Here is an 18,608-nt window from a genome sequence, read left to right as displayed (position 1 = left end):
TACCGCAGCCAAACGCAAAACGCGCGAAACCATCCCCACTTTTACCGCAGCCAAACGCAAAACGCGCGAAACCATCCCCACTTTTACCGCAGCCAAAGCCAAATACCGCGAAACCACTCCCCCGCAGCAACGCAAAAAGACGGCTGCACCAAAGTTGCAGTCGCCTTTCGCGATAGCAAAACCAGCTTTAAGCCGGCAGGAACTGGTCCATCGAGTCCAGGGGACTGATGTAGACGTAGTTCAGATTGACGTGCTTGGTCAGGTCGGCCAGCTCCTGCAGCATCTGTTGCTGTTCTTTGGTCAAGTGGAACTGGTTCATGGCCAAGTAGGCCTGGATAAAGAGGACCAGCTTGCCCGCGTAGGCCAGTGGGTGGTCGTTGGCCGTGAACTTGTTGATCACCATGCCGGTCGCGTCACGGATGGGCCGGTAGCGGTCAATGTTCATCTCATTGAAAATATCGGAAAAGAAGCTGTTATAGAAGCTTTTGAGGAGTTTTCCGGTCTTTTCCGTAATTTCTTCTTTTTGCTGGTTCTTTTTGACAAAAAGCTGCATGAACTTCCGCTTAAACATGGTACTGTCCTCCTATTTGGAGATGCTCAAAACTTGAACGGTCTTTTTAAAGCCCTGACGCGTTTGTGGATCCATCGGCTCATCAGTGATGACGACGTCGATTTGCTCCAGTGGGGCAACAAGATAAGGAGCAGTGAGCTGGGAAGAAAACTTGTATTTTTCGGCTAAAAGCACGACCGTGCGCGCCCGGGCCACGGCCATCCGGATCAGGTTGGCGTCTTCCTCTTCGCTGAGGTAGACCCCGTCCGGGTCGACTCTGACGCAGCCGATGAAGGCCGTGTTGAAGCGCAGCTGGCTGACCTGGGTCAAGGCTGTCGCGGAGTAGGTGTAGCGGTTGCGCTTTTCCAAGGTGCCGCCCAGCAGGGTCGCCCGGGGCAGGGGATGCGCCAGCAGGGCCAGGGCGTTGTCGATCGAATTCGTGACTACGTGCAGGTCCCGGCCTTGAATCTGCCGGCAGAGCTGCTCCAGACTGGTGGAGGGGCCGATAAAGTCGCACTGGCCGGCGTGGACGAAGTGGGCCGCCACTTTGGCCAGCTCCAGCTTGACTGGCGACAGGATGTGCTGGCGGGCCAGGTAGGCTGGCACGTCATCCTTGGCCAGTTCCATCACCCCACCATGGACGCGGACCGCCTGGCCGGTCCGGGTCAGGTGGAGGATGTCGCGGCGGGCGGTGTCAAAGGAAATTCCGAAGTGCCGGGCCAGTTCCCTAGTGGAGAGTTGGTGGCGGCTTTGCAAGAGCCGCTTGATTTCTTGCCGTCTTTCTTCTTGATTCATTGTTTTGCTCCTTGTCTATAAAGTACCATCTTTAAACGGAACAACCTTTATTTTATCAGCGTTTCCTGCAGATATTTCAGCGTTTGTCAGCATTTGCTAGGGCAAACGCTGATGTTTTTGCATAAAAATGGCGTCATTTCAAGCTTTGCCAGCCGCGCGTCTGCTTTGAAAAAAGATCCTGCCAGGGCCAGCCAGGCAAAAGCCATTTTGTTGTCATTCAGCGGGCCTTTTTTGCTAGAATAAGAGAGTATATGAACGCAAATGCAGATTTGCAAATGTTAATTTTTGTTAGGAGGAACACATGGCTGTTAAACGCTTTTACGAAACATTCCACCCAGACCACTACGACCTGTACATCGATGTCGACCGGGCCGCTAGAAAATTCTCTGGTACTTCAACCATCCACGGTGACATCAAGGAAGACACTGTCCTGGTTCACCAAAAATACATGACCATCAGCAAGGTCACTGTCGACGGCAAGGACGTCCCATTTACCTTTGGCGATGACTTTGAAGGGATCAAGATCGAAGCCGGCAAGACTGGCCAAGCCACGATCGCGATTGACTACTCAGCTCCTTTGACGGACACGATGATGGGGATCTACCCATCCTACTACCAAGTTGACGGGGTTAAGAAGGAATTGATCGGGACCCAGTTTGAAACTACTTTTGCCCGGGAAGCCTTCCCATGCGTTGACGAGCCGGAAGCCAAGGCAACTTTCTCCCTGGCCCTTAAGTTCGACGAACATGAAGGCGAAACCGTCCTGGCCAACATGCCGGAAGAACGGGTTGAAAACGGCGTGCACTACTTCAAGGAAACCGTCCGCATGTCCAGCTACCTGGTTGCTTTTGCCTTCGGCGAAATGCGGTCAGTAACGACCCACACCAAGAGCGGCGTCTTGATCGGGGTCTACTCAACCCAAGCCCACAGCGAAAAGGAACTGACCTTCTCCTTGGACATCGCCAAGCGGGCCATCGAATTCTACGAAGACTTCTACCAAACTCCATACCCATTGCCGCAATCACTGCAACTGGCCCTGCCTGACTTCTCAGCCGGCGCCATGGAAAACTGGGGTCTGGTAACCTACCGGGAAGCCTACTTACTTTTGGATCCAGCCAACACCACTTTGGAAATGAAGAAGCTGGTAGCGACCGTGGTAACCCACGAACTGGCTCACCAATGGTTCGGCGACCTGGTAACCATGGAATGGTGGGACAACCTGTGGCTGAACGAAAGCTTTGCCAACATGATGGAATACCTGTCAGTTGACCACTTGGAACCAAACTGGCACATCTGGGAAATGTTCCAAACCAGCGAAGCTGCCGCGGCTTTGACCCGGGACGCGACCGACGGGGTTCAGTCAGTGCACGTTGAAGTCAACGACCCAGCCGAAATCGATGCCTTGTTTGACGGGGCCATCGTCTACGCCAAGGGGTCAAGAATGCTGGTCATGGTCCGCTCACTCTTGGGCGATGAAGCCTTGCGCAAGGGCCTGAAGTACTACTTCGACCACCACAAGTTCGGCAACGCTGCCGGCGATGACCTGTGGGATGCCTTGTCAACGGCAACCGACTTGAACATCGGCGAAATCATGCACACTTGGCTGGACCAGCCAGGCTACCCAGTCGTCAACGCCTTTGTTGAAGACGGTCACCTGAAGCTGACCCAAAAGCAGTTCTTCATCGGCGAAGGCAAGGAAGTCGGCCGCAAGTGGGAAATTCCGCTCAACGCCAACTTCAAGGCACCAAAGATCATGTCTGACGTCGAACTTGACCTGGGCGACTACGAAGCTCTTAGAGCAGAAGCCGGCCACGCCCTGCGCTTGAACGTAGGCAACAACTCCCACTTCATCGTGAAGTACGACCAGACTTTGATGGACGACATCATGAAGGAAGCCAAGGACTTGGACCCAGTTTCCCAATTGCAATTGCTGCAAGACCTGCGCCTTTTGGCTGAAGGCAAGCAAGTGTCATACGCTGACGTAGTGCCAGTTCTGGAACTTTTCAAGAACTCAGAAAGCCATATCGTGAGCGATGCCCTGTACACGACGGCTGCCAAGCTGCGTCAATTTGCCCCGGCAGGCAGCGAGGCCGACAAGAACCTGCGCGCCCTGTACAACGACCTGTCCAAGGACCAGGTTGCCCGCTTAGGCTGGCTGCCAAAGGCAGGGGAAAGCGATGAAGACATTCAAACCCGGCCATACGTTTTGTCAGCTAGCCTCTACGGCCGCAACGCTGATTCTGAAAAGCAGGCCCACGAGATCTACCTGAAATACGCTGACAAGCTGGCTGATCTGTCAGCCGACATCCGAGCCTACGTTTTGATCAACGAAGTTGAAAACTACGGCTCAAGCGAATTGACTGACAAGCTGATTGGTCTCTACCAAGCAACCAGCGACCCATCATTCAAGATGGACCTGGAAGCCGCAATCGTGAAGAGCAAGGACGAAGGCGAACTGAAGAAGATCATCTCCTGGTTCGAGAACGCTGAAATCGTTAAGCCGCAAGACTTGCGCGGCTGGTTCGGCGGCGTCTTGAACAACCCGGCCGGTGAACAATTAGCCTGGAACTGGATCAGAGACGAATGGGCCTGGATGGAAAAGACGGTTGGCGGCGACATGGAATTCGCGACCTTCATCACCGTCATTTCCCGCGTCTTCAAGACCCAGGAACGCTACGACGAATACAACGCCTTCTTTACTGACAAGGAAAGCGACATGCTTTTGAACCGGGAAATCAAGATGGACCGCAAGGTCATCGCTACCCGGGTTGACTTGATCAAGTCCGAAAAGGACGCGGTCAACGCTGCCGTTAAGGCTGCTTTGAAGTAAGCGCAGATAAATTGGAAAAACTGTTTCTGGTGAAAACCGGGAACAGTTTTTTGTTGTCAAGCAAAGAAAGCGCTACAATATAGGTGTAAAAAAGGTCAGGAGGGTTTTAGAAATCAGGTGAGAAAGATGAGGGTCAAGCATGTAAAGACAATTGCCCTTCTGCTCGCCGTGGGCTATGCCGGCGGCCAAGCCTTGAAGCGGTCAGCCCCGTTCTTGAAGGGGGTTCAGGCCGGAATCCTGATGGAGAAGGGCAAGAGAAAGCTCAAGGAGAGCGAGCCTGTCCAAAGGCTGATGGAATTGGCTGACAAGGATTAAGAAGAATACCAGAAACAAATAACACAAAAAAGGACCTAGCCGCAAATGCGACTAGATCCTTTTTATGATGCAATTTTCGTCTTAGAAGACGACCACTGGCATGTGGACGTCAACCGCGTCCCAAACAGACTTGATTTCGCTTGGCCGGATGTTGACGCAGCCGTGTGAGCCGCCATCCAGGTAAGCGGTGCTTGACCAGTCGGTCCGCCAGGAAGCGTCGTGGAGGCCGCAGCCAGTCAAGGTAAACGGCATCCAGTAGGAAACCTTTGACGCGTAAGCTGAGCCGTCGTCGTTGGTCCCGCGCAGGGTGACGCCCCGCTGCTTGTAGAAGATGTACCAGACGCCCTTAGGGGTAGCGTCGCCAGTAGTGCTGTTTGCGGTCCCGGTTACGACGTCAGGAATCGAAACGACGACCTTGCCGTTCTTGACCACCCACAGGTTCTGGCTGGCAATTGACACCGCCACGTAGCTGTGGCCCAAGCCGTTGTTGGCCTTGCCGTAGCCCAGGCCTTCAGTGGTGTAGCCCTTGCCATAGATATGGTTCTTGCCGTCAATGATGGACTTGCCGTCTTGGTAAGCCTTCAAGATGGCCTCTTCAGCGCTCTTGACGTAGATGCCCCAGCCGTAGCTCTTGTTGGTTACGGTAACGGTTGAGCCGGTTGGCGTCTTGAACTTGAACTTCTTGTCCAAGGTGCCGACTTCGCTGTCCATTTTTTCCAGCTTGGCCGTCAGCTTCTTGACGTCCTCAAAGTGCGTGGCGCCCTTGTAGTAGGAAGCCTTGGTGACGTACTTCTTGGCGTCCAGCTTGAAGCTCTTGCCAGCAACCTTGTAAGTGACCGTGGCAGCCAGGACCTTGTTCAGGGCCTGCTTGCCCGCGTCGATGTCCTTGTTGACGTAGGTGTATTGCTGGGTGTTGGTCAAGGTCGTGTGCTGCTTGTCAAAGTACTTCTGGACCTGGGCTTGGGTAATGGTCTCGACCTTTGGGTTGCGGGAGACCGTCACCTTGCCGTCCGTATCGGTTACCTGGTTCAAGGCTTTGGCATTGATGGCCTTAGTCGCGCTAGCGACCGTCATCTTGCCGACCTTGACGCCATAAATGGTGACGTTCGGGTTGAAGTGGGTCTTGTTAAAAGCAGCCTGCTTCTTGTTGGCCGCGTTGACCGCGGCATTGTGGGACTTGGCTTGCTGCCAGCCGAAGACCCCTAAGATGATGATCAGGATTACGGCAGCAGCGCCACCAATCAGAAGCTTGGTGTTTTGCTTGTTTTTCTTGTGATAATCCATTCGAGAAGGCATATTAACTCCAATCTATCTCTCCAAATTGGGTTTAGTATAGCACGAATTATAAGATTATGAAAACTTGGTGCTTTAAAAAAGTAAGCAGGAGATTGGTCGAAAAAATGAATAGGTCTAAAACTTGGTATCTGCCAGGTCATCTTCTGGCCGGTGGCCCTGGATGCGGACGACCTGCCAGGCAAAATCGTCCTTGGCTTCAGCCAGGTCAAGGGTCAGCTGGCCAGCCGCAAACTCAAAGGGCACCTCTGCCCGGCCGTCAACCCATTCAACCCGGTTGGGCGCTTGCTCAAGGCCGGTAACGACGGCTTGGGCGGCAACGGGCGCGTGGAGGAAGAGGTAGTCCTGGTAGCTGACGTGTCGGTTTTCTAAGAGAAAGGCCCCCTGCAGATCGCATTCTAAGGCGCATGGCGCCCCTTCGTTGACGACGTGGCCAAACTTATGCATCCACTTGTTCAAAGCGGCCAGTGCCGCTTGATCGTCTTCTTGCAGGCCATCAGCGACGTCCAGGTCGATGACCAGCGGCTGGCCGGCCTTTCTGGCTGCCACCAGGGCATCAACGACCGTGTCTGGGGCATATTTTTGCCCGGTCATGGCTGGAACGTTCTTGACCGTGTATTTGGCGCAGGCGGCCTCAAAGGCGGCCGGGCTGTTGCTGGCGATGCAGCGGGCGCCAATGTCCCGGGCCCGCTTGACCAGGGCGTCAGCCGTGCTTGGCGCGATCTCTGGGTCAGCCAGCTTGAAGTTTAAGATGATTGCGAAATCCGGATTAAGCATGAATTGTCTCCTTTTGTAAATGACATGGCTTTATTGTATAAGAAAACAGCATGCAAGTAAAAAGAAAAAACTGGACTAAAGGAATATTTCACAAAGTCTGGGAAAAGAAAAATTTTCCATAAAGCCCTTTCACGGACTGGCGCGATCTTAGACCAATTTTGCCTATGTGCAAAAAATAATTAAATTGACAGCGTTTTCAAATATGATTTAATAGATATCGGATCTTTAATATGTAAGTAATTGTTTAAAAAGGAAGCCAAAATATATAATTTTGGCAATCTGTAAGGTGAGAAGTATGGAATACAACAAATTGACCACTAGCGACATTGAAAACCTGCGCTGCATGATCGCGGACCCTGACCGCTTCGTGACTGAAGTCACCGAGCACTGGGACCACGACCAGCTCAAGACCGTCCGGGCCATGCCTGAACTGGTCATCCAGCCAACGACCAACGAAGAAGTTCAACAAGTGGTCAAGTACGCCAGCGACCACAAGCTGCCTTTGGTGCCCCGCGGCAATTCCACTGGCTTGATGGGGGCCAACCTGACCGTTCACGGCGGGATTTCCCTGGACATGGTCAAGATGAACAAGATTCTGGAATACGAGCCAGAAAGCCTGACCATGACCGTCCAAGCTGGGATCCGCCTGAAGGACATCGAGGAGTTCCTAGCTGACAAGCCTTTGACCTACGTGCCAGCGCCAGCCATGCACTGGGCAACCATCGGGGGCAACGTGGCAACCAACGCCGGCGGCTTGAAGGCCGTTAAGTACGGGGTTACCCGCGAGCACATCCGGGCCTTGCGCGTGGTTTTGACTGATGGCAAGCTCTACCGCTTTGGCTCCAAGTCAGTCAAGTCATCTTCAGGCTACTCAATGAAGGACCTGATGATCGGTGCTGAAGGGACCCTGGGCGTGGTGACTGAAGTTACGGTCAAGCTGATGCCGCGGGCCAAGACCATCATCAATGCCTTGATTCCATTCCCAAGCTTGAACGACGCCATCAAGTCCGTGCCAGCCATCCTGGCTTCCGGCGTGGTGCCAACCACGGTTGAATTCATGGGCCGCAAGGTCTTGAACCTGTGGGAAAGTTACTCAGGCAAGGAATTCCCAGTCAAGGACGGGAACGGCTTTATCATTATCGGCCTGGACGCCTTCACTGAAGGGGAAGTCAAGGCGGAACTGGACCAAATCGCCAAGACGACCGCGGCCTTCAAGGCTGGCAAAATCGTCGTCCTTGACGCCGGCAGCGAGCAGGCCAAGCTGATCTGGAGCGCCCGTGAGCAGCTTTTGCTGGCAATTCAGAAGTCAACGCCAAAGATGGACGAAGTCGACGTTTCCGTGCCAATCAACAAGATCCCTGACGTGCTGGAAAGAATTCAGGAACTGGAAGACGAGCTGGGGATGCGGATCCCTAACTTCGGCCACGCCGGCGACGGGAACCTGCACATCTACATCTGCTCTGACGAAATGACTGATGAAGAATTCATCAAGAACCGCGACACGGTCATCAGCGAACTCTACAAGACCGCCAAGGCCGTTGACGGGAACATCTCCGGTGAGCACGGGGTTGGCTACGCCCGCGAAAGCTACTTCGACGACTTCTACGGCAAGGACTACACTGACTTGCTCAGAAGCGTCAAGAAGCTGCTTGATCCAAACGGCGTCATCAACCCTGACAAGATCTTCCCTCTGGAAGGCAAGTAATTATGAAGACCAAGAGACCAAGATATGATCTTTTGGTCTTTTTTTGGCAGATTTTTATGAAGGCGCCAGGATCGGGACGCTTCTAGTATAATTTTTTCAGAAAGCTAAAAAGAAAGATTGACACGGTGTCACTTTGTGGTAAAGTAGATAAGTGAGAGGTGACACGGTGTCACCGAAGGAGACAGAAAAAAGCAATGGTCAAAGCAACGTTTGAAAACCTGAAAGCCGAGAAGAAGGAGCGGGTCACCCAAGCCCTGCTGCACGAGTTTTCCGCCTACCCCCTGGAGCGGGCGCAAGTAGCGCGGATCGTCAAGGAGGCGGGCATTGCCCGTGGGGCCTTCTACAAGTACTTTGACGGCTTGCCGGATGCCTACGCCTACACGTTGAAGACGGCGCTGGTCCACCTGCACGCGGGCTTTTCGCCGAAGTCTTTTGACGGCGAAGAGATCTACCGGGCAACCTGGGACTTCCTCAAGCAGGTCAAGGACAGCGAGTACTACGACCTGGCCCGGATGCACTACGTGGCCAATGAGGCCGCGGTCAAGGAGAAGCAGCCGGCGTCCCTGCGCTGCCAGCGCAAGCTTCCGGCGAAGATGTGGGCGGCCATGCTTTTTTCCCACGAGACAATCAGATGTGCCCTGCTCGACCCGGACCATGCCGATGAGTACCTCAAGCGGCTCAAGGAGGCTTTGGCCCTGATCGAGTAGGCAAGTGAAAGGAAAAACTATGTTTTTAGCTTTAAAAGAGATCAAGCATGAGAAGAAGCGCTATGGCCTGATCGTCTTTATGATTTTTTTGATCGCCTATATGATTCTGGCGACCTGGGGACTGGCCTACGGCCTGGCCCGGGAAAACACGGTGGCGCTTGAGAGCTGGCAGACCAAGAGCGTGGTCTTGAACAAGAGCGCCAACCTGTCCATGAACAGCTCAGTTTTGACCAAGGACGACTTGAAGAAGGTCGACCTGACCGGCAAGGAAGCCGTAGTCGGCGAACTGCAGGTAGTGGCCAAGAAGAAGGGCAAGACCGGGATCAACGCCCAGTACCTGGGGGTTAAGAAGGGTGAGTTCATCTACAAGGACCAGGACTTAATCGCTGGCCGCCGGGCTAAAAGCAAGTACGAGGTCACGGCTGACAGCCGCTTTAAGGACAAGGGCTATAAGCTGGGCGACAAGGTGACCTTGAACGGGTCAGACCACAAGTACAAGATCGTGGGCTTCGTCAAGGATGCCAAGATCAACATTGAGCCGATCATGTATGGCTTTTTGCCAGCATGGAAGGAATTGAAGAACGTGGCGCCAGGGATTGAGGCTTCCGGGATCATTTCCCAGCGCAAGCTCTCCGTCAAGGACAAGCACTTCAAGTCTTACCCAGTCAACAAGTTCATCCAGAAGCTGCCGGGCTACTCTGAACAGAATTTGACTTTTGAATTGATGATTGCCTTTATGTTCATTATTTCCCTGGTAATCGTGGCAGTCTTCTTGTACATTCTGACCATCCAGAAATTGCCGAACTACGCGGTATTGCGGGCGCAGGGCGTGCCGGCCAAGACTTTGATCTGGGCCACGGTCAGCCAGAGCCTGCTTTTGGTAACGAGCGCCTTGGTCTTGGCCCTCTTGGCCATCTGGGGCACGGCGGCCGCGATGCCGGCATCAGCGCCGATGGCCTTTACGCCGGAAATTTTTGCCGCGGCAATTGGCGGGATGTTGGTAATGGCTCTGCTGGGCGGGCTTAACCCAGTCAGAACGATTTTGAAGATTGACCCGGTACAGGCAATTGGAGGCTAAGATGGCAGCGATTGAAATCAAGAACGTGAAGAAAGTTTACGGGCAAGGGGATGCGGCAACGGTTGCCCTGCGCGGGGTCGACTTTAGCGCCGACACTGGCAACGTGGTTCTGTTGATGGGACCAAGTGGGGCCGGGAAGAGCACCCTGCTGACGATTATGGGCGCTTTGCAAAGCGCCACCAGCGGGCAGGTGGAAATCGACGGCCAGGACATCAGCCAGCTGAAGGAAAAGGACCGCAGCCGCCTGCGCTTGAACAAGCTGGGCTTTGTTTTGCAAGCCTACAACTTGGTGCCGTATTTGACGGTGAATGAGCAGTTCCAGCTGGTGGACAAGGTCAAGAAGAGCGGAAACTTGAGCAAGGAAGAATTGACCGACCTGCTGGCTGACCTGGGGATTGAGAACCTGGTCAAAAAGTACCCCGAAAACCTGTCAGGCGGGCAGAAGCAGCGGGTGGCAATCGCCCGGGCCATGTACGCCAACCCGAAGATTTTGCTGGCCGATGAGCCAACGGCATCTTTGGACAGTGAGCGGGTAGAAGAAGTTGGCCGCTTGTTTAAGAAGCTGGCCAAGGACCACGGGAAGGCGATCATTTTGGTCACCCACGACCCGCGGCTGGAAAAATACGCTGACCACATCTATGACATGATGGACGGCCAGCTGACGCAAAGAAAATAATCTGAAAAAAGTGTTGAACGGCTACTCGGCTGAGTAGTTGCTCAACACTTTTTCTTTTTGGAGATGCGGCGCGCGGGTTTGGGGGAGCCGGGTACTTGAATTCCCGAAAAGTTCTGTCATCACTTAATTTTTGACCGGATGCGCAGAAAAGCGACCGGATTTGAGTTTTTCATCCTTTTTCGGCTGAAAGCGAGTATGCTAATAATTGTAGAAAAAATATGGGATAGAGAAAACGAGGTCGATAGGGATGGAAAAGTTATACGAAATCTATACTGGTGCTGATGATGACAGCTTCGAAGTTGGTCGCTTGTTGTTTGAAGAACAGGCTTGGCAGCTCTACTTGACTTTGGATGAGCTGGGCCGGGATGATTCCTTGCTATTGATCAGAAAGTCAGCGGTCACGCGGCTCCTGGATCAATCAGATTATTTGAAAGAGATCAAGCGCCGGCGGGACCTGCTTGTGCAAAAAGGCCTGGCAGATCCTTTCAAGCTGGAAGACAAAGTTAGCGTGATTAAGTCAGTTGAAAGCTTGATGGATTTGCTGCCTGGACAGGTTGTTTATTTTGGCCTGGAAGGCGAAGATTACCAGCAATGGGGCTATATTGATGAAATTTCTGCCGGGCAAGTTAATTTTGCGGCATATCCTTCTGGCAAATACCAGCCTTTTGCAGGAGTGGTTGCTGTCAGTCAACTTCGGCGGCTAGCCGCTTTTTCAGGTGAATGGCTGCTGGACAATCCTAAGTTTAAGAAGGATTTTTCTTCAGAGTCAGCGACTGAAAATCTGTGCGAAGTTCATCTGAAAGAAGATCCTGATTCATTCGCGGTTGGCCGGCGCTTGTGTGCTGATGACGACTTCAGTTTGTATTTGACCGCCGACGAAATTGGCCGGGATGACTCATTGCTGCTAGTTAAAAAGACGGCAGTTGACAGAGTGATCGAGCAGTCAGAATATTTGCAAGATATCAGCCGCTGCCGGCGCCAGCTTAAGGAAAAAAGATTAGAAGATCCCTTTAAAGTCCAGAGTAAAGCGGCAAAAATCAAGCAGATGCAGGACTTCTGGCAATTAGTTGCCGGGCAAGTCGTGTCCTTTGTCATGAAAGATGAGCAAGAAGCAGACTATGGCGTCTTGAAGAGCAAGGAGGGGGATGCCTTAAGCTTTGAGCAATACCCGTCTGGCAAGTACGAGACTTTTGCAGGCCAGATCAACCTGGATGAAGTTGACCGCTTGGAAGCTTTTGGCGGTGAATTGACTTTGGAAAATATCCATTAAAAATAATAGTAAATCTATCATCAAAACAATAGTAAATCTATCATTAAGATGATAAACTAGATATTGATGATTGCGCTTACATATTTTAGTCTGAATATCATTTTGAGGTTGATTTATGTTTAGAATTTTTGATTTGCTAAAGAGCAGGGCCCGGCTGAGCAAGGTTCTGGCTCCGGTCCAGGGCAGGCTGTTCCCGCTCGAGGACGTCAATGATGAGATTTTTGCCAGCAAGAGTCTGGGCGAGGGCTTCGCGGTCCGGCCGTCCAGCGACTTGATCTACGCGCCCCTAAACGGGACGGTGACCTCCCTCTTTCCGACCAACCATGAGATCGGCATCCGGACCAAGGAGGGGCTGGACTTGCTGATCCACTTGGGTTTAAACACGGTGGAATTGGGCGGCGGCGGCTGCGACATTCTGGTTGAAGCTGGCCAGGAAGTCAAAAAGGGCCAGCTATTGGCGACCATGAACCGCAAGCTGCTCCGGGGGCTCGGCTATGACGATACGGTGATCGTGACCTATACCAACAGCCGGATCCTCAAGGGGATCTCGGTGCCGGTCTTCTTCAGGGAGATCAACGCCAAGCGGACGGTCCAGACCATCAGCTACCTCAGCTGAAATATGAAAAATGAGTCTGGGAAAAACTCAATATCATTAAGTTAAGACATTGACTTAGGACGCTCATCTAATCTAGATGAGCGTGGGCAATCGAATGTAGGAAAAATCGGTTTGCTGTGATCATAAAAAAGGCTTCCAGAAGTTTTACACTTCTAGAAGCCTTTTTTATTCGTTAGATTTTTCCCCAGACTCATTTCTTATCCTACAAGTTAGGATCCATCTGGAAGCGCAGCGGTGAATCACCGGTTTGGGCGGTAATCAGGTGGCTGATCAGCTTGTTGTAGATGTCAGTCGTCGCCTTGGCCATCTTGGCGTTGGCTTCGTCCGCGACCGCGGCTACGGCTGCCGGCTCTTGGGCCTGGTGCAGCTTTTGCTCGTATTCATGCCGCAATTGGCTGACCTTTTGCTTGGCTTCAGCCTGGGCGTTGGCTAGGTCGTTGCCGTACTTGCCCCAGTCGCGATCGACCAGGACGCTGGCCAGCTTGAAGATCCAGTAGGCGGAGTTCGGGCTGTATTCTTCCTTCCCGTTGCCCCACATGTATGGCACCTTGGTCCCTTGCGGGAAGAAGGGGATGTAGACGCTTTGGGAGGCCACGCCCATGGCCAGCCAGTGGTACATCTCCTCGCCCTTGAGCTGCAAGAGGTGGGATTCCTGGGTGGTGGCGACGCCAATTGGCCGGAAGGTGGCCTGGCCGGCGTTCTTCTTGCTGGTCAGGTCGTAAGGGGTGTTGCTGTAGTGGCTGCCCAGGACCTTTTCCGCGTCCGCGATCGTCACCGGCTTGTCGGCTTTTTGCAAAAATGGCAGTTCAAAGGATTGCGGCTCTTGAACAAGCGATGGGGTCAGGAGCTTTTGCCCGTACCAGACCCGCGGGGTGTTGTAGTGGAGGTCGCTTTCGCTGTTGGTGCCAAAAATGTCCCGCCAGTTGAACTTGGCTTCGCGCGGCCACAGGCGGTTGTCATAGACGAAGTCTGCCAGGCCGGCGGAGAACATGAAGGAGTCTGGATCGCTGAAGTCGATCTCCTGGATGGACAATTGGTTGGCAACGACGGCATAGGAGTCGTCAGGGATGCGGATGGCTACCCAGTGGTGGCCAGAGCCGATTTCCATGTACCATGCCTCGTCGCGGTCGCCAAACAGGATCCCGTTGGCTTCAGCTGCCCCGTGGCGTTCCACGATCTCGCCCAAGCGCCGGACCCCCTCGCGGGCCGTCTTGACGTATGGCAAGACCACGGTTACCATGGCTTCTTCCAAAATCCCGCCTTCAGTCTTAAAGGGGTCAATAGCCAGGACCCGCTCATTGCTGTAGGCACTTTCGGTGGCACTCATGGCCACGTGGAATTCGTTGATCCCGTCTTCTTCAAACACGCCATACTTCTTGGTCCATTCCGGAGTTGATGAGTAGGCATAGCTTTCCTGTGGCAGGGTCAGCTGGAACTTGTTGGCGCGCGACTTGAAGACGGGCGCTTCATCGGCCAGCTGGTGCTGGTTGAAGGCCAGATGCTTGGGCCAGGCGGTTCTGGAGTCTTCATTGCGGCCAACGATGACGCTGCCGTCGCTGCTGGCTTTCTTCCCGATCAAGATGGAGGTGCAGGAGGATCTGCCGACTTTTTCTGTCATTTGTGCTTCCTTCTTTCTTTTTTGATAAACTTGCTCATGCTGTTTCGTCGCCCTAAGGGCTGATACTCTAGATTTTACCCCATTTAGGCAAATTGTTTAAAAAATATCTAAGGCCGAGATTAGAGCCCTGAAAATTGTGCTAAGATATAACCCGAGAAATGATAAGTGGTTCTTATAAACGATAAGAGCACACATTATTGGTTGCCACCAATACGGGATAAATAAGGAAATAATATTTACAGCTTATATGAAAGTGGCAAAAAAGATATTTTGGGGATAGATGGAGCAGTCGGATGGCAAGAAGAAAAGAAATTGATCGTGAGAAAATATTGGACATAGCCTATAAACTGGCCCTGAAGGACGGCTTGGAGAGCGTGACCGCCCGGAGCATCGCCAAGCAGGGCCACTTTTCCACCCAGCCAATCTACCTGGAATTCAGGAACATGACCAGCCTGCGGCGGGAGGTTCTGGACCGGATCACCAGCAACTTGCAGGAAAAGACCCTGCAGAAGGTCTACGTGAGCCAGCCGGTTTATGATCTAGACTTGTCCTACCTGAATTTTGCCCGCCACCACCGGAGCCTGTTTTCCAGCTTGTTCGTCAAGGGCCGCTTTGGCGATCAGCTGATCAAGGATTGCCTGATCAAGGTTGGGAAAGACAAGGTCAAGGAGCAGTTTCCAGACTTGCCTGAGCCTGACTTGGACTGTCTGACCCGTTTCAATTGGATCCTGGTCAACGGGATGGCCGTCATGCTGGTGGATGGGCTGCTGGAATATGACCAGGACAGCATCGTCAACCTCCTGGACCAGCACTTGAACCAGTATTTGAAGCAGTTGCAGGACAAGGCAAGCGAATAGCCGCATTCCTGTTTGACCTTTTTCCTGAAATCACTGCTTGATTAGTGATTGCTTGATCAAAGTCTTAAAAAAGCCGCAGAAAGCTGCTGGCGCTTTTCAAGAAAAGGACGTGGCAATTTGCCAAAACGAGGCAAGAGCAACCGCTGTCATTGGCGATAGAACGGGAACGACGGCTTTTTTGCACTTTTTGAACGATTTAAAAAACTTAAATAGTTCGCAAAATTGTCAATGCTTGCAACTTTTTCACAAAAAACAGTAATCACCGTTTGGATCTTTCGGTATAATAGGGGAAGTAATGGAAAATCTGAAAGGTGGTTTATATGAAAGTTTTAGCTTTAAGCGGATCAAACGCCGAAAAGTCCTACAATGAAACTTTATTAAAGTTCATCGCCAAGCACTTTGCCGGCAAGTATGATTTTGAATTCGCGACCGTCAGAGGCCTGCCGATGTTCAAGGAAGGGCAGGAAGACCCCGAGGACGTGGCCAAGCTCAGCCAGCAAGTCGCTGACGCTGACTTGGTCTTGATCGGGTCGCCGGAACAGCAGCACTCAGTTACCAGCGCCTTGAAGAGCGCCTTGGAATGGCTCTCAACCAACACGCATCCCTTCAACGGGAAGCCAGTGGTTGTCGTTTCAACCTCTCCTTTGGCCCAAGGCGGGGCGCGCTCACAAACCAAGCTGAAGACGATTTTGGCGTCTCCAGGCCTGCACCCAACGGTCTTCAACGACGATGAATTCATGATGGGGCTGGCACCGGAAGACTTTGACGAAAACGGCGACTTGAAGGTGGAAGGGACCGTGAAGTTCCTGGACCACTTCTTTGAAGAAGTCGACGCTTGGTATGCCCAAATCACGAAGTAGGAGCGGAGGCTTGAAATGAAATTATTAGCAATTGTCGGTACCAACGCAGACTTTTCATTCAACCGTCTGCTGTGCAAGTTCATCGCCAAGCGTTACGGCGACAAGGCGGACATCGAGGTCGTGGAAATTGACGGCCTGCCAGCCTTCTACAAGGAAGGCAAGGGCGACGACAAGGTCGCTGCCTTGCGCGCGCAAGTCAAGGAAGCTGACGGGGTCATCATCGCGACGCCAGAATACGACCACGCCGTGCCAGCTGCTTTGAAGAGCGCTTTGGAATGGCTGGGCTCCCACGCCGGCGCTGACGTCATGAACATGAAGCCAGCCTGCGTGGTTGGCGTTTCCCTTGGCGGTCAAGGTGCTTCACGTGCCCAAGAAGACCTGCGGGAAATTCTGCTTTCCCCAGACATGAGCGCCAACGTTCTGCCGGGCAACGAATTGTTGATCGGCCGGGCATTCTCCAGCTTTAACAAGGAAAGCGGCGAACTGGTCGATGAAGGCTCCGTCAAGCAATTGGATAAGGTGATGGATGCTTTCTTCAAGTTTGTTTCGCAAGCAGCAAAGTAAGCGTAAGGCTGAGATAAGACAAAAGTGAATTTCAGTGGGAAAACGGGCGGCTCTGCTGTCCGTTTTCTTTTGGCCTTTTTGGCAAATTATCTTATGATAAGACTAAGAACTCGCTTGAAGTTAAGCGAAAAAGTAGCAAGAGAAGGAAAATAGGAGGGATTGTCATGCCAGTCGACCTGCTGCCGCTGAAGACCGTCCGCAACCCGCGCGACCTGGGAGGGTATGTGGGCTATGCCGGACGCAAGATCAAGAAAAGACGCCTGCTCAGGACCGGGACCGTGGCCAAATTGAGCCAGGAGGACGCGGATTTTCTGCGCGCTTATGGGGTCAAGACGATTATTGACCTGCGCTCGCCGCAGGAGTGCGTCAAGCGGCCGGACCGGCTGGTCGACGGGATCGCCTCCGTGCATATTCCGATCAGCAGCCGGGACCAGACCCAGGCGGGGGCCAGCTTTGAGGACCTGGCTGACATGTACGCGACCAAGCCCTTGGCGGGCTTTCGCCATATGATCGGCTCCTACCAGAAGATGGTTTCGCGTCCGCATTCCCAGGCGGCCTTTCATGATCTGCTGGCCTTTTTGGCCCAGCAGGAAACGGGCGGCACGATTTTCCATTGCTCAGAAGGCAAGGACCGGACCGGCATGTCCACGGTCTTTATTCTTTATATTCTGGGCGTGGATCTGGAGACGATCCGGCAGGACTATTTGGCTTCGGCGCCGCTGCTGAACGACTACCGGGCCCGGCGGGACCGCGAATGCGTGGAGCGGGGCGACAACCTGATCTTCCGCGCCAACTTAAGGTCGCTGGGGACGGTCAACAATGAGTACCTGGACGCGGCCTTGCTGCTGATTCAGGAGAAGTACGGGGACCTGGACCACTTTATCGTCAACCAGCTGGGCGTGGGTCCGGGGATGCAGGAGCGCCTGCGGGACTTGTATTTGGAATAGCAAAAGTAAGTGAAAAAAGCAGCTAGAGAAAAAGAGGATTAACGATGGGGATTATCAAGTATATTTCAACCGACCAGGTTTCCGCGGCCCACAAGGCCATGGGGACCCACATGACTTTCCAGATTTTCGGGACCCGGGAAGACACGGAAGGCATCCTGCAGCAGACCTGCGATCTGGTGGATCATTTTGAAGACATTTTGACGGTCAACCGCAAGCCGGACGATGCCCGCTATGGCCTGTCGGAAGTGACTCGGGTCAACGACGCGGCTGGCAAGGAGCCGGTCCAAGTCTCCAGTCCGGTTTACGGCTTGATCAAGCTGGCCGTGGAGACCAGCCGGGAGAATTTTGGCTTTAATGCCCTGATCGGGCCTTTGGTCAAGCTGTGGTCTATTGGCTTCAAGGGCGCGCGGGTGCCGGATGAGCGCGAGATCAAGGAAAAAATGGACCTGATCAACCCTTGGATGGTGGAATTGAATGACGACGACCACTCCGTCTTTTTGAAAAAGGCTGGCATGGAGCTGGACCTGGGCGGGATCGCCAAGGGCTGGACGGCCGACCGGATCCGTGACTTGTGGCGGGCTTATGGAGTAGAAGCCGGAATTATCAACCTGGGCGGCAACGTGCTTTTTGTCAACCCATGTCCTAAGCGCGCGAACGGCATGTGGACGGTTGGCGTGCAGGACCCGATCAAGCCGCGGGGCGAGAACATTGATGCCGTCATGATTCCGGAATGTTCCGTGGTAACGAGCGGGACTTATGAGCGCTATTTGGAAGTTGACGGGCACAAGTACCACCACCTGATCGACTCCCGGACCGGCTACCCGGTTGAGACCAAGGTTGCCGGGGTCACGACCTTCACGAAGAATTCCGTGGATGCCGAAATTGAGTGCAAGCGCTGCTTCTTCGCGGGCGCGCCAATCAATGGCTGGGTCAACGACCAGCGCCTGGGTGCCGTCTACGTTTACAATGATGAAACTGTCGAACAAGTTGGCTTGAAATATTAGTATAGCAACAACCCTGTCACGGTCGGTGGCAGGGTTTTGTTTGGTGTCGGGTGAACACTTTTGTCAAAATGTCAGCAGTTGGGTACTTTATGGGGCTCATTTTTAGTAAATCAGCCGTAGTTGGGTACTTTCCGGGGGTTATTTTT

At 53.1% G+C, this 18,608-nt stretch carries 18 protein-coding genes; 13 read left to right on the top strand and 5 right to left on the bottom strand.

What is annotated here, in order from left to right; all coding sequences use genetic code 11:
- Positions 1–187: 187 nt before the first annotated feature.
- Positions 188–571, bottom strand: a complete 384-nt coding sequence (locus tag OCH80_RS09325) for a bacteriocin immunity protein (protein WP_404540321.1) — start codon at positions 569–571, stop codon at positions 188–190.
- Positions 572–583: 12 nt separating this feature from the next.
- Positions 584–1,345, bottom strand: a complete 762-nt coding sequence (locus tag OCH80_RS09320) for a DeoR/GlpR family DNA-binding transcription regulator (RefSeq protein ID WP_404540318.1) — start codon at positions 1,343–1,345, stop codon at positions 584–586.
- 301 nt (positions 1,346–1,646) lie between these two features.
- Here OCH80_RS09320 and OCH80_RS09315 point away from each other — a divergent pair, with 301 nt between their 5' ends.
- Positions 1,647–4,175, top strand: coding sequence for a M1 family metallopeptidase (locus tag OCH80_RS09315; protein ID WP_404540315.1), 2,529 nt, complete (start codon positions 1,647–1,649; stop codon positions 4,173–4,175).
- 126 nt (positions 4,176–4,301) lie between these two features.
- Positions 4,302–4,490, top strand: coding sequence for a hypothetical protein (locus tag OCH80_RS09310; RefSeq protein ID WP_404540324.1), 189 nt, complete (start codon positions 4,302–4,304; stop codon positions 4,488–4,490).
- 81 nt (positions 4,491–4,571) lie between these two features.
- Here the strand turns inward: OCH80_RS09310 and OCH80_RS09305 are convergent, their stop codons facing one another.
- Both OCH80_RS09305 and OCH80_RS09300 read right to left on the bottom strand, forming a co-directional pair.
- Entirely contained in the window at positions 4,572–5,786 is a 1,215-nt protein-coding gene (locus tag OCH80_RS09305) for a L,D-transpeptidase family protein (protein ID WP_404540312.1), read from the bottom strand.
- Between the two features lie 114 nt (positions 5,787–5,900).
- Positions 5,901–6,560 (bottom strand): hypothetical protein, encoded by a 660-nt coding sequence (locus OCH80_RS09300; RefSeq protein WP_404540310.1) that lies wholly within the window; start codon positions 6,558–6,560, stop codon positions 5,901–5,903.
- A gap of 295 nt (positions 6,561–6,855) precedes the next feature.
- Between OCH80_RS09300 and OCH80_RS09295 the strand changes: the two genes are divergently transcribed.
- The 6 genes from OCH80_RS09295 to OCH80_RS09270 all read left to right on the top strand — a co-directional run bounded on the left by OCH80_RS09295 (position 6,856) and on the right by OCH80_RS09270 (position 12,612).
- On the top strand, positions 6,856–8,265 hold the full coding sequence (locus OCH80_RS09295; RefSeq protein ID WP_404540307.1) for an FAD-binding oxidoreductase: 1,410 nt from the start codon (positions 6,856–6,858) through the stop codon (positions 8,263–8,265).
- Between the two features lie 194 nt (positions 8,266–8,459).
- The gene (locus OCH80_RS09290; protein WP_154547835.1) at positions 8,460–8,972 is read left to right on the top strand and encodes a TetR/AcrR family transcriptional regulator; all 513 of its coding nucleotides are present in this window, start codon (positions 8,460–8,462) and stop codon (positions 8,970–8,972) included.
- Positions 8,973–8,991: 19 nt separating this feature from the next.
- Complete coding sequence (locus OCH80_RS09285) at positions 8,992–10,050, top strand: ABC transporter permease (protein ID WP_404540305.1); 1,059 nt, start codon at positions 8,992–8,994, stop codon at positions 10,048–10,050.
- 1 nt (position 10,051) lies between these two features.
- The gene (locus OCH80_RS09280) at positions 10,052–10,726 is read left to right on the top strand and encodes an ABC transporter ATP-binding protein (RefSeq protein ID WP_404540304.1); all 675 of its coding nucleotides are present in this window, start codon (positions 10,052–10,054) and stop codon (positions 10,724–10,726) included.
- Between the two features lie 247 nt (positions 10,727–10,973).
- Positions 10,974–11,996: a hypothetical protein gene (locus tag OCH80_RS09275; RefSeq protein WP_404540302.1), complete on the top strand. Its 1,023-nt coding sequence runs from the start codon at positions 10,974–10,976 to the stop codon at positions 11,994–11,996.
- A gap of 115 nt (positions 11,997–12,111) precedes the next feature.
- A complete protein-coding gene (locus tag OCH80_RS09270; protein ID WP_404540300.1) occupies positions 12,112–12,612 on the top strand; it encodes a PTS glucose transporter subunit IIA in 501 nt (166 codons plus the stop codon).
- Between the two features lie 202 nt (positions 12,613–12,814).
- Here OCH80_RS09270 and OCH80_RS09265 read toward each other — a convergent pair whose 3' ends face one another.
- Positions 12,815–14,230, bottom strand: coding sequence for a C69 family dipeptidase (locus tag OCH80_RS09265; RefSeq protein WP_154547844.1), 1,416 nt, complete (start codon positions 14,228–14,230; stop codon positions 12,815–12,817).
- 293 nt (positions 14,231–14,523) lie between these two features.
- Between OCH80_RS09265 and OCH80_RS09260 the strand changes: the two genes are divergently transcribed.
- The 5 genes from OCH80_RS09260 to OCH80_RS09240 all read left to right on the top strand — a co-directional run bounded on the left by OCH80_RS09260 (position 14,524) and on the right by OCH80_RS09240 (position 18,462).
- Positions 14,524–15,087, top strand: a complete 564-nt coding sequence (locus OCH80_RS09260) for a TetR/AcrR family transcriptional regulator (RefSeq protein ID WP_404540297.1) — start codon at positions 14,524–14,526, stop codon at positions 15,085–15,087.
- 320 nt (positions 15,088–15,407) lie between these two features.
- Positions 15,408–15,947, top strand: coding sequence for an NAD(P)H-dependent oxidoreductase (locus tag OCH80_RS09255; RefSeq protein ID WP_154547850.1), 540 nt, complete (start codon positions 15,408–15,410; stop codon positions 15,945–15,947).
- A 15-nt stretch (positions 15,948–15,962) separates the two neighbouring features.
- Entirely contained in the window at positions 15,963–16,511 is a 549-nt protein-coding gene (locus OCH80_RS09250; protein ID WP_154547852.1) for an NADPH-dependent FMN reductase, read from the top strand.
- Positions 16,512–16,675: 164 nt separating this feature from the next.
- Positions 16,676–17,458 (top strand): tyrosine-protein phosphatase, encoded by a 783-nt coding sequence (locus OCH80_RS09245; RefSeq protein WP_302187518.1) that lies wholly within the window; start codon positions 16,676–16,678, stop codon positions 17,456–17,458.
- Positions 17,459–17,502: 44 nt separating this feature from the next.
- Complete coding sequence (locus OCH80_RS09240) at positions 17,503–18,462, top strand: FAD:protein FMN transferase (protein WP_206988804.1); 960 nt, start codon at positions 17,503–17,505, stop codon at positions 18,460–18,462.
- Positions 18,463–18,608 lie beyond the last annotated feature (146 nt).

This window comes from Lactobacillus sp. 23-2, from assembly GCF_044902225.1.
Classification (GTDB): domain Bacteria; phylum Bacillota; class Bacilli; order Lactobacillales; family Lactobacillaceae; genus Lactobacillus; species Lactobacillus absianus.
This window is presented reverse-complemented; position numbering and strand designations above follow the sequence as displayed.

What these genes read in the sequence shown, in the direction of transcription:
- OCH80_RS09290 (WP_154547835.1), top strand. Translation starts at nt 8,460, where the DNA reads ATGGTCAAAGCAACGTTTGAAAACCTGAAAGCCGAGAAGAAGGAGCGG.
- OCH80_RS09280 (WP_404540304.1), top strand. Translation starts at nt 10,052, where the DNA reads ATGGCAGCGATTGAAATCAAGAACGTGAAGAAAGTTTACGGGCAAGGG.
- OCH80_RS09300 (WP_404540310.1), bottom strand. Translation starts at nt 6,560, where the DNA reads ATGCTTAATCCGGATTTCGCAATCATCTTAAACTTCAAGCTGGCTGAC.
- OCH80_RS09285 (WP_404540305.1), top strand. Translation starts at nt 8,992, where the DNA reads ATGTTTTTAGCTTTAAAAGAGATCAAGCATGAGAAGAAGCGCTATGGC.
- OCH80_RS09270 (WP_404540300.1), top strand. Translation starts at nt 12,112, where the DNA reads ATGTTTAGAATTTTTGATTTGCTAAAGAGCAGGGCCCGGCTGAGCAAG.
- OCH80_RS09240 (WP_206988804.1), top strand. Translation starts at nt 17,503, where the DNA reads ATGGGGATTATCAAGTATATTTCAACCGACCAGGTTTCCGCGGCCCAC.
- OCH80_RS09265 (WP_154547844.1), bottom strand. Translation starts at nt 14,230, where the DNA reads ATGACAGAAAAAGTCGGCAGATCCTCCTGCACCTCCATCTTGATCGGG.
- OCH80_RS09325 (WP_404540321.1), bottom strand. Translation starts at nt 571, where the DNA reads ATGTTTAAGCGGAAGTTCATGCAGCTTTTTGTCAAAAAGAACCAGCAA.
- OCH80_RS09275 (WP_404540302.1), top strand. Translation starts at nt 10,974, where the DNA reads ATGGAAAAGTTATACGAAATCTATACTGGTGCTGATGATGACAGCTTC.
- OCH80_RS09250 (WP_154547852.1), top strand. Translation starts at nt 15,963, where the DNA reads ATGAAATTATTAGCAATTGTCGGTACCAACGCAGACTTTTCATTCAAC.
- OCH80_RS09255 (WP_154547850.1), top strand. Translation starts at nt 15,408, where the DNA reads ATGAAAGTTTTAGCTTTAAGCGGATCAAACGCCGAAAAGTCCTACAAT.
- OCH80_RS09245 (WP_302187518.1), top strand. Translation starts at nt 16,676, where the DNA reads ATGCCAGTCGACCTGCTGCCGCTGAAGACCGTCCGCAACCCGCGCGAC.
- OCH80_RS09305 (WP_404540312.1), bottom strand. Translation starts at nt 5,786, where the DNA reads ATGCCTTCTCGAATGGATTATCACAAGAAAAACAAGCAAAACACCAAG.
- OCH80_RS09260 (WP_404540297.1), top strand. Translation starts at nt 14,524, where the DNA reads ATGGCAAGAAGAAAAGAAATTGATCGTGAGAAAATATTGGACATAGCC.
- OCH80_RS09310 (WP_404540324.1), top strand. Translation starts at nt 4,302, where the DNA reads ATGAGGGTCAAGCATGTAAAGACAATTGCCCTTCTGCTCGCCGTGGGC.
- OCH80_RS09320 (WP_404540318.1), bottom strand. Translation starts at nt 1,345, where the DNA reads ATGAATCAAGAAGAAAGACGGCAAGAAATCAAGCGGCTCTTGCAAAGC.
- OCH80_RS09315 (WP_404540315.1), top strand. Translation starts at nt 1,647, where the DNA reads ATGGCTGTTAAACGCTTTTACGAAACATTCCACCCAGACCACTACGAC.
- OCH80_RS09295 (WP_404540307.1), top strand. Translation starts at nt 6,856, where the DNA reads ATGGAATACAACAAATTGACCACTAGCGACATTGAAAACCTGCGCTGC.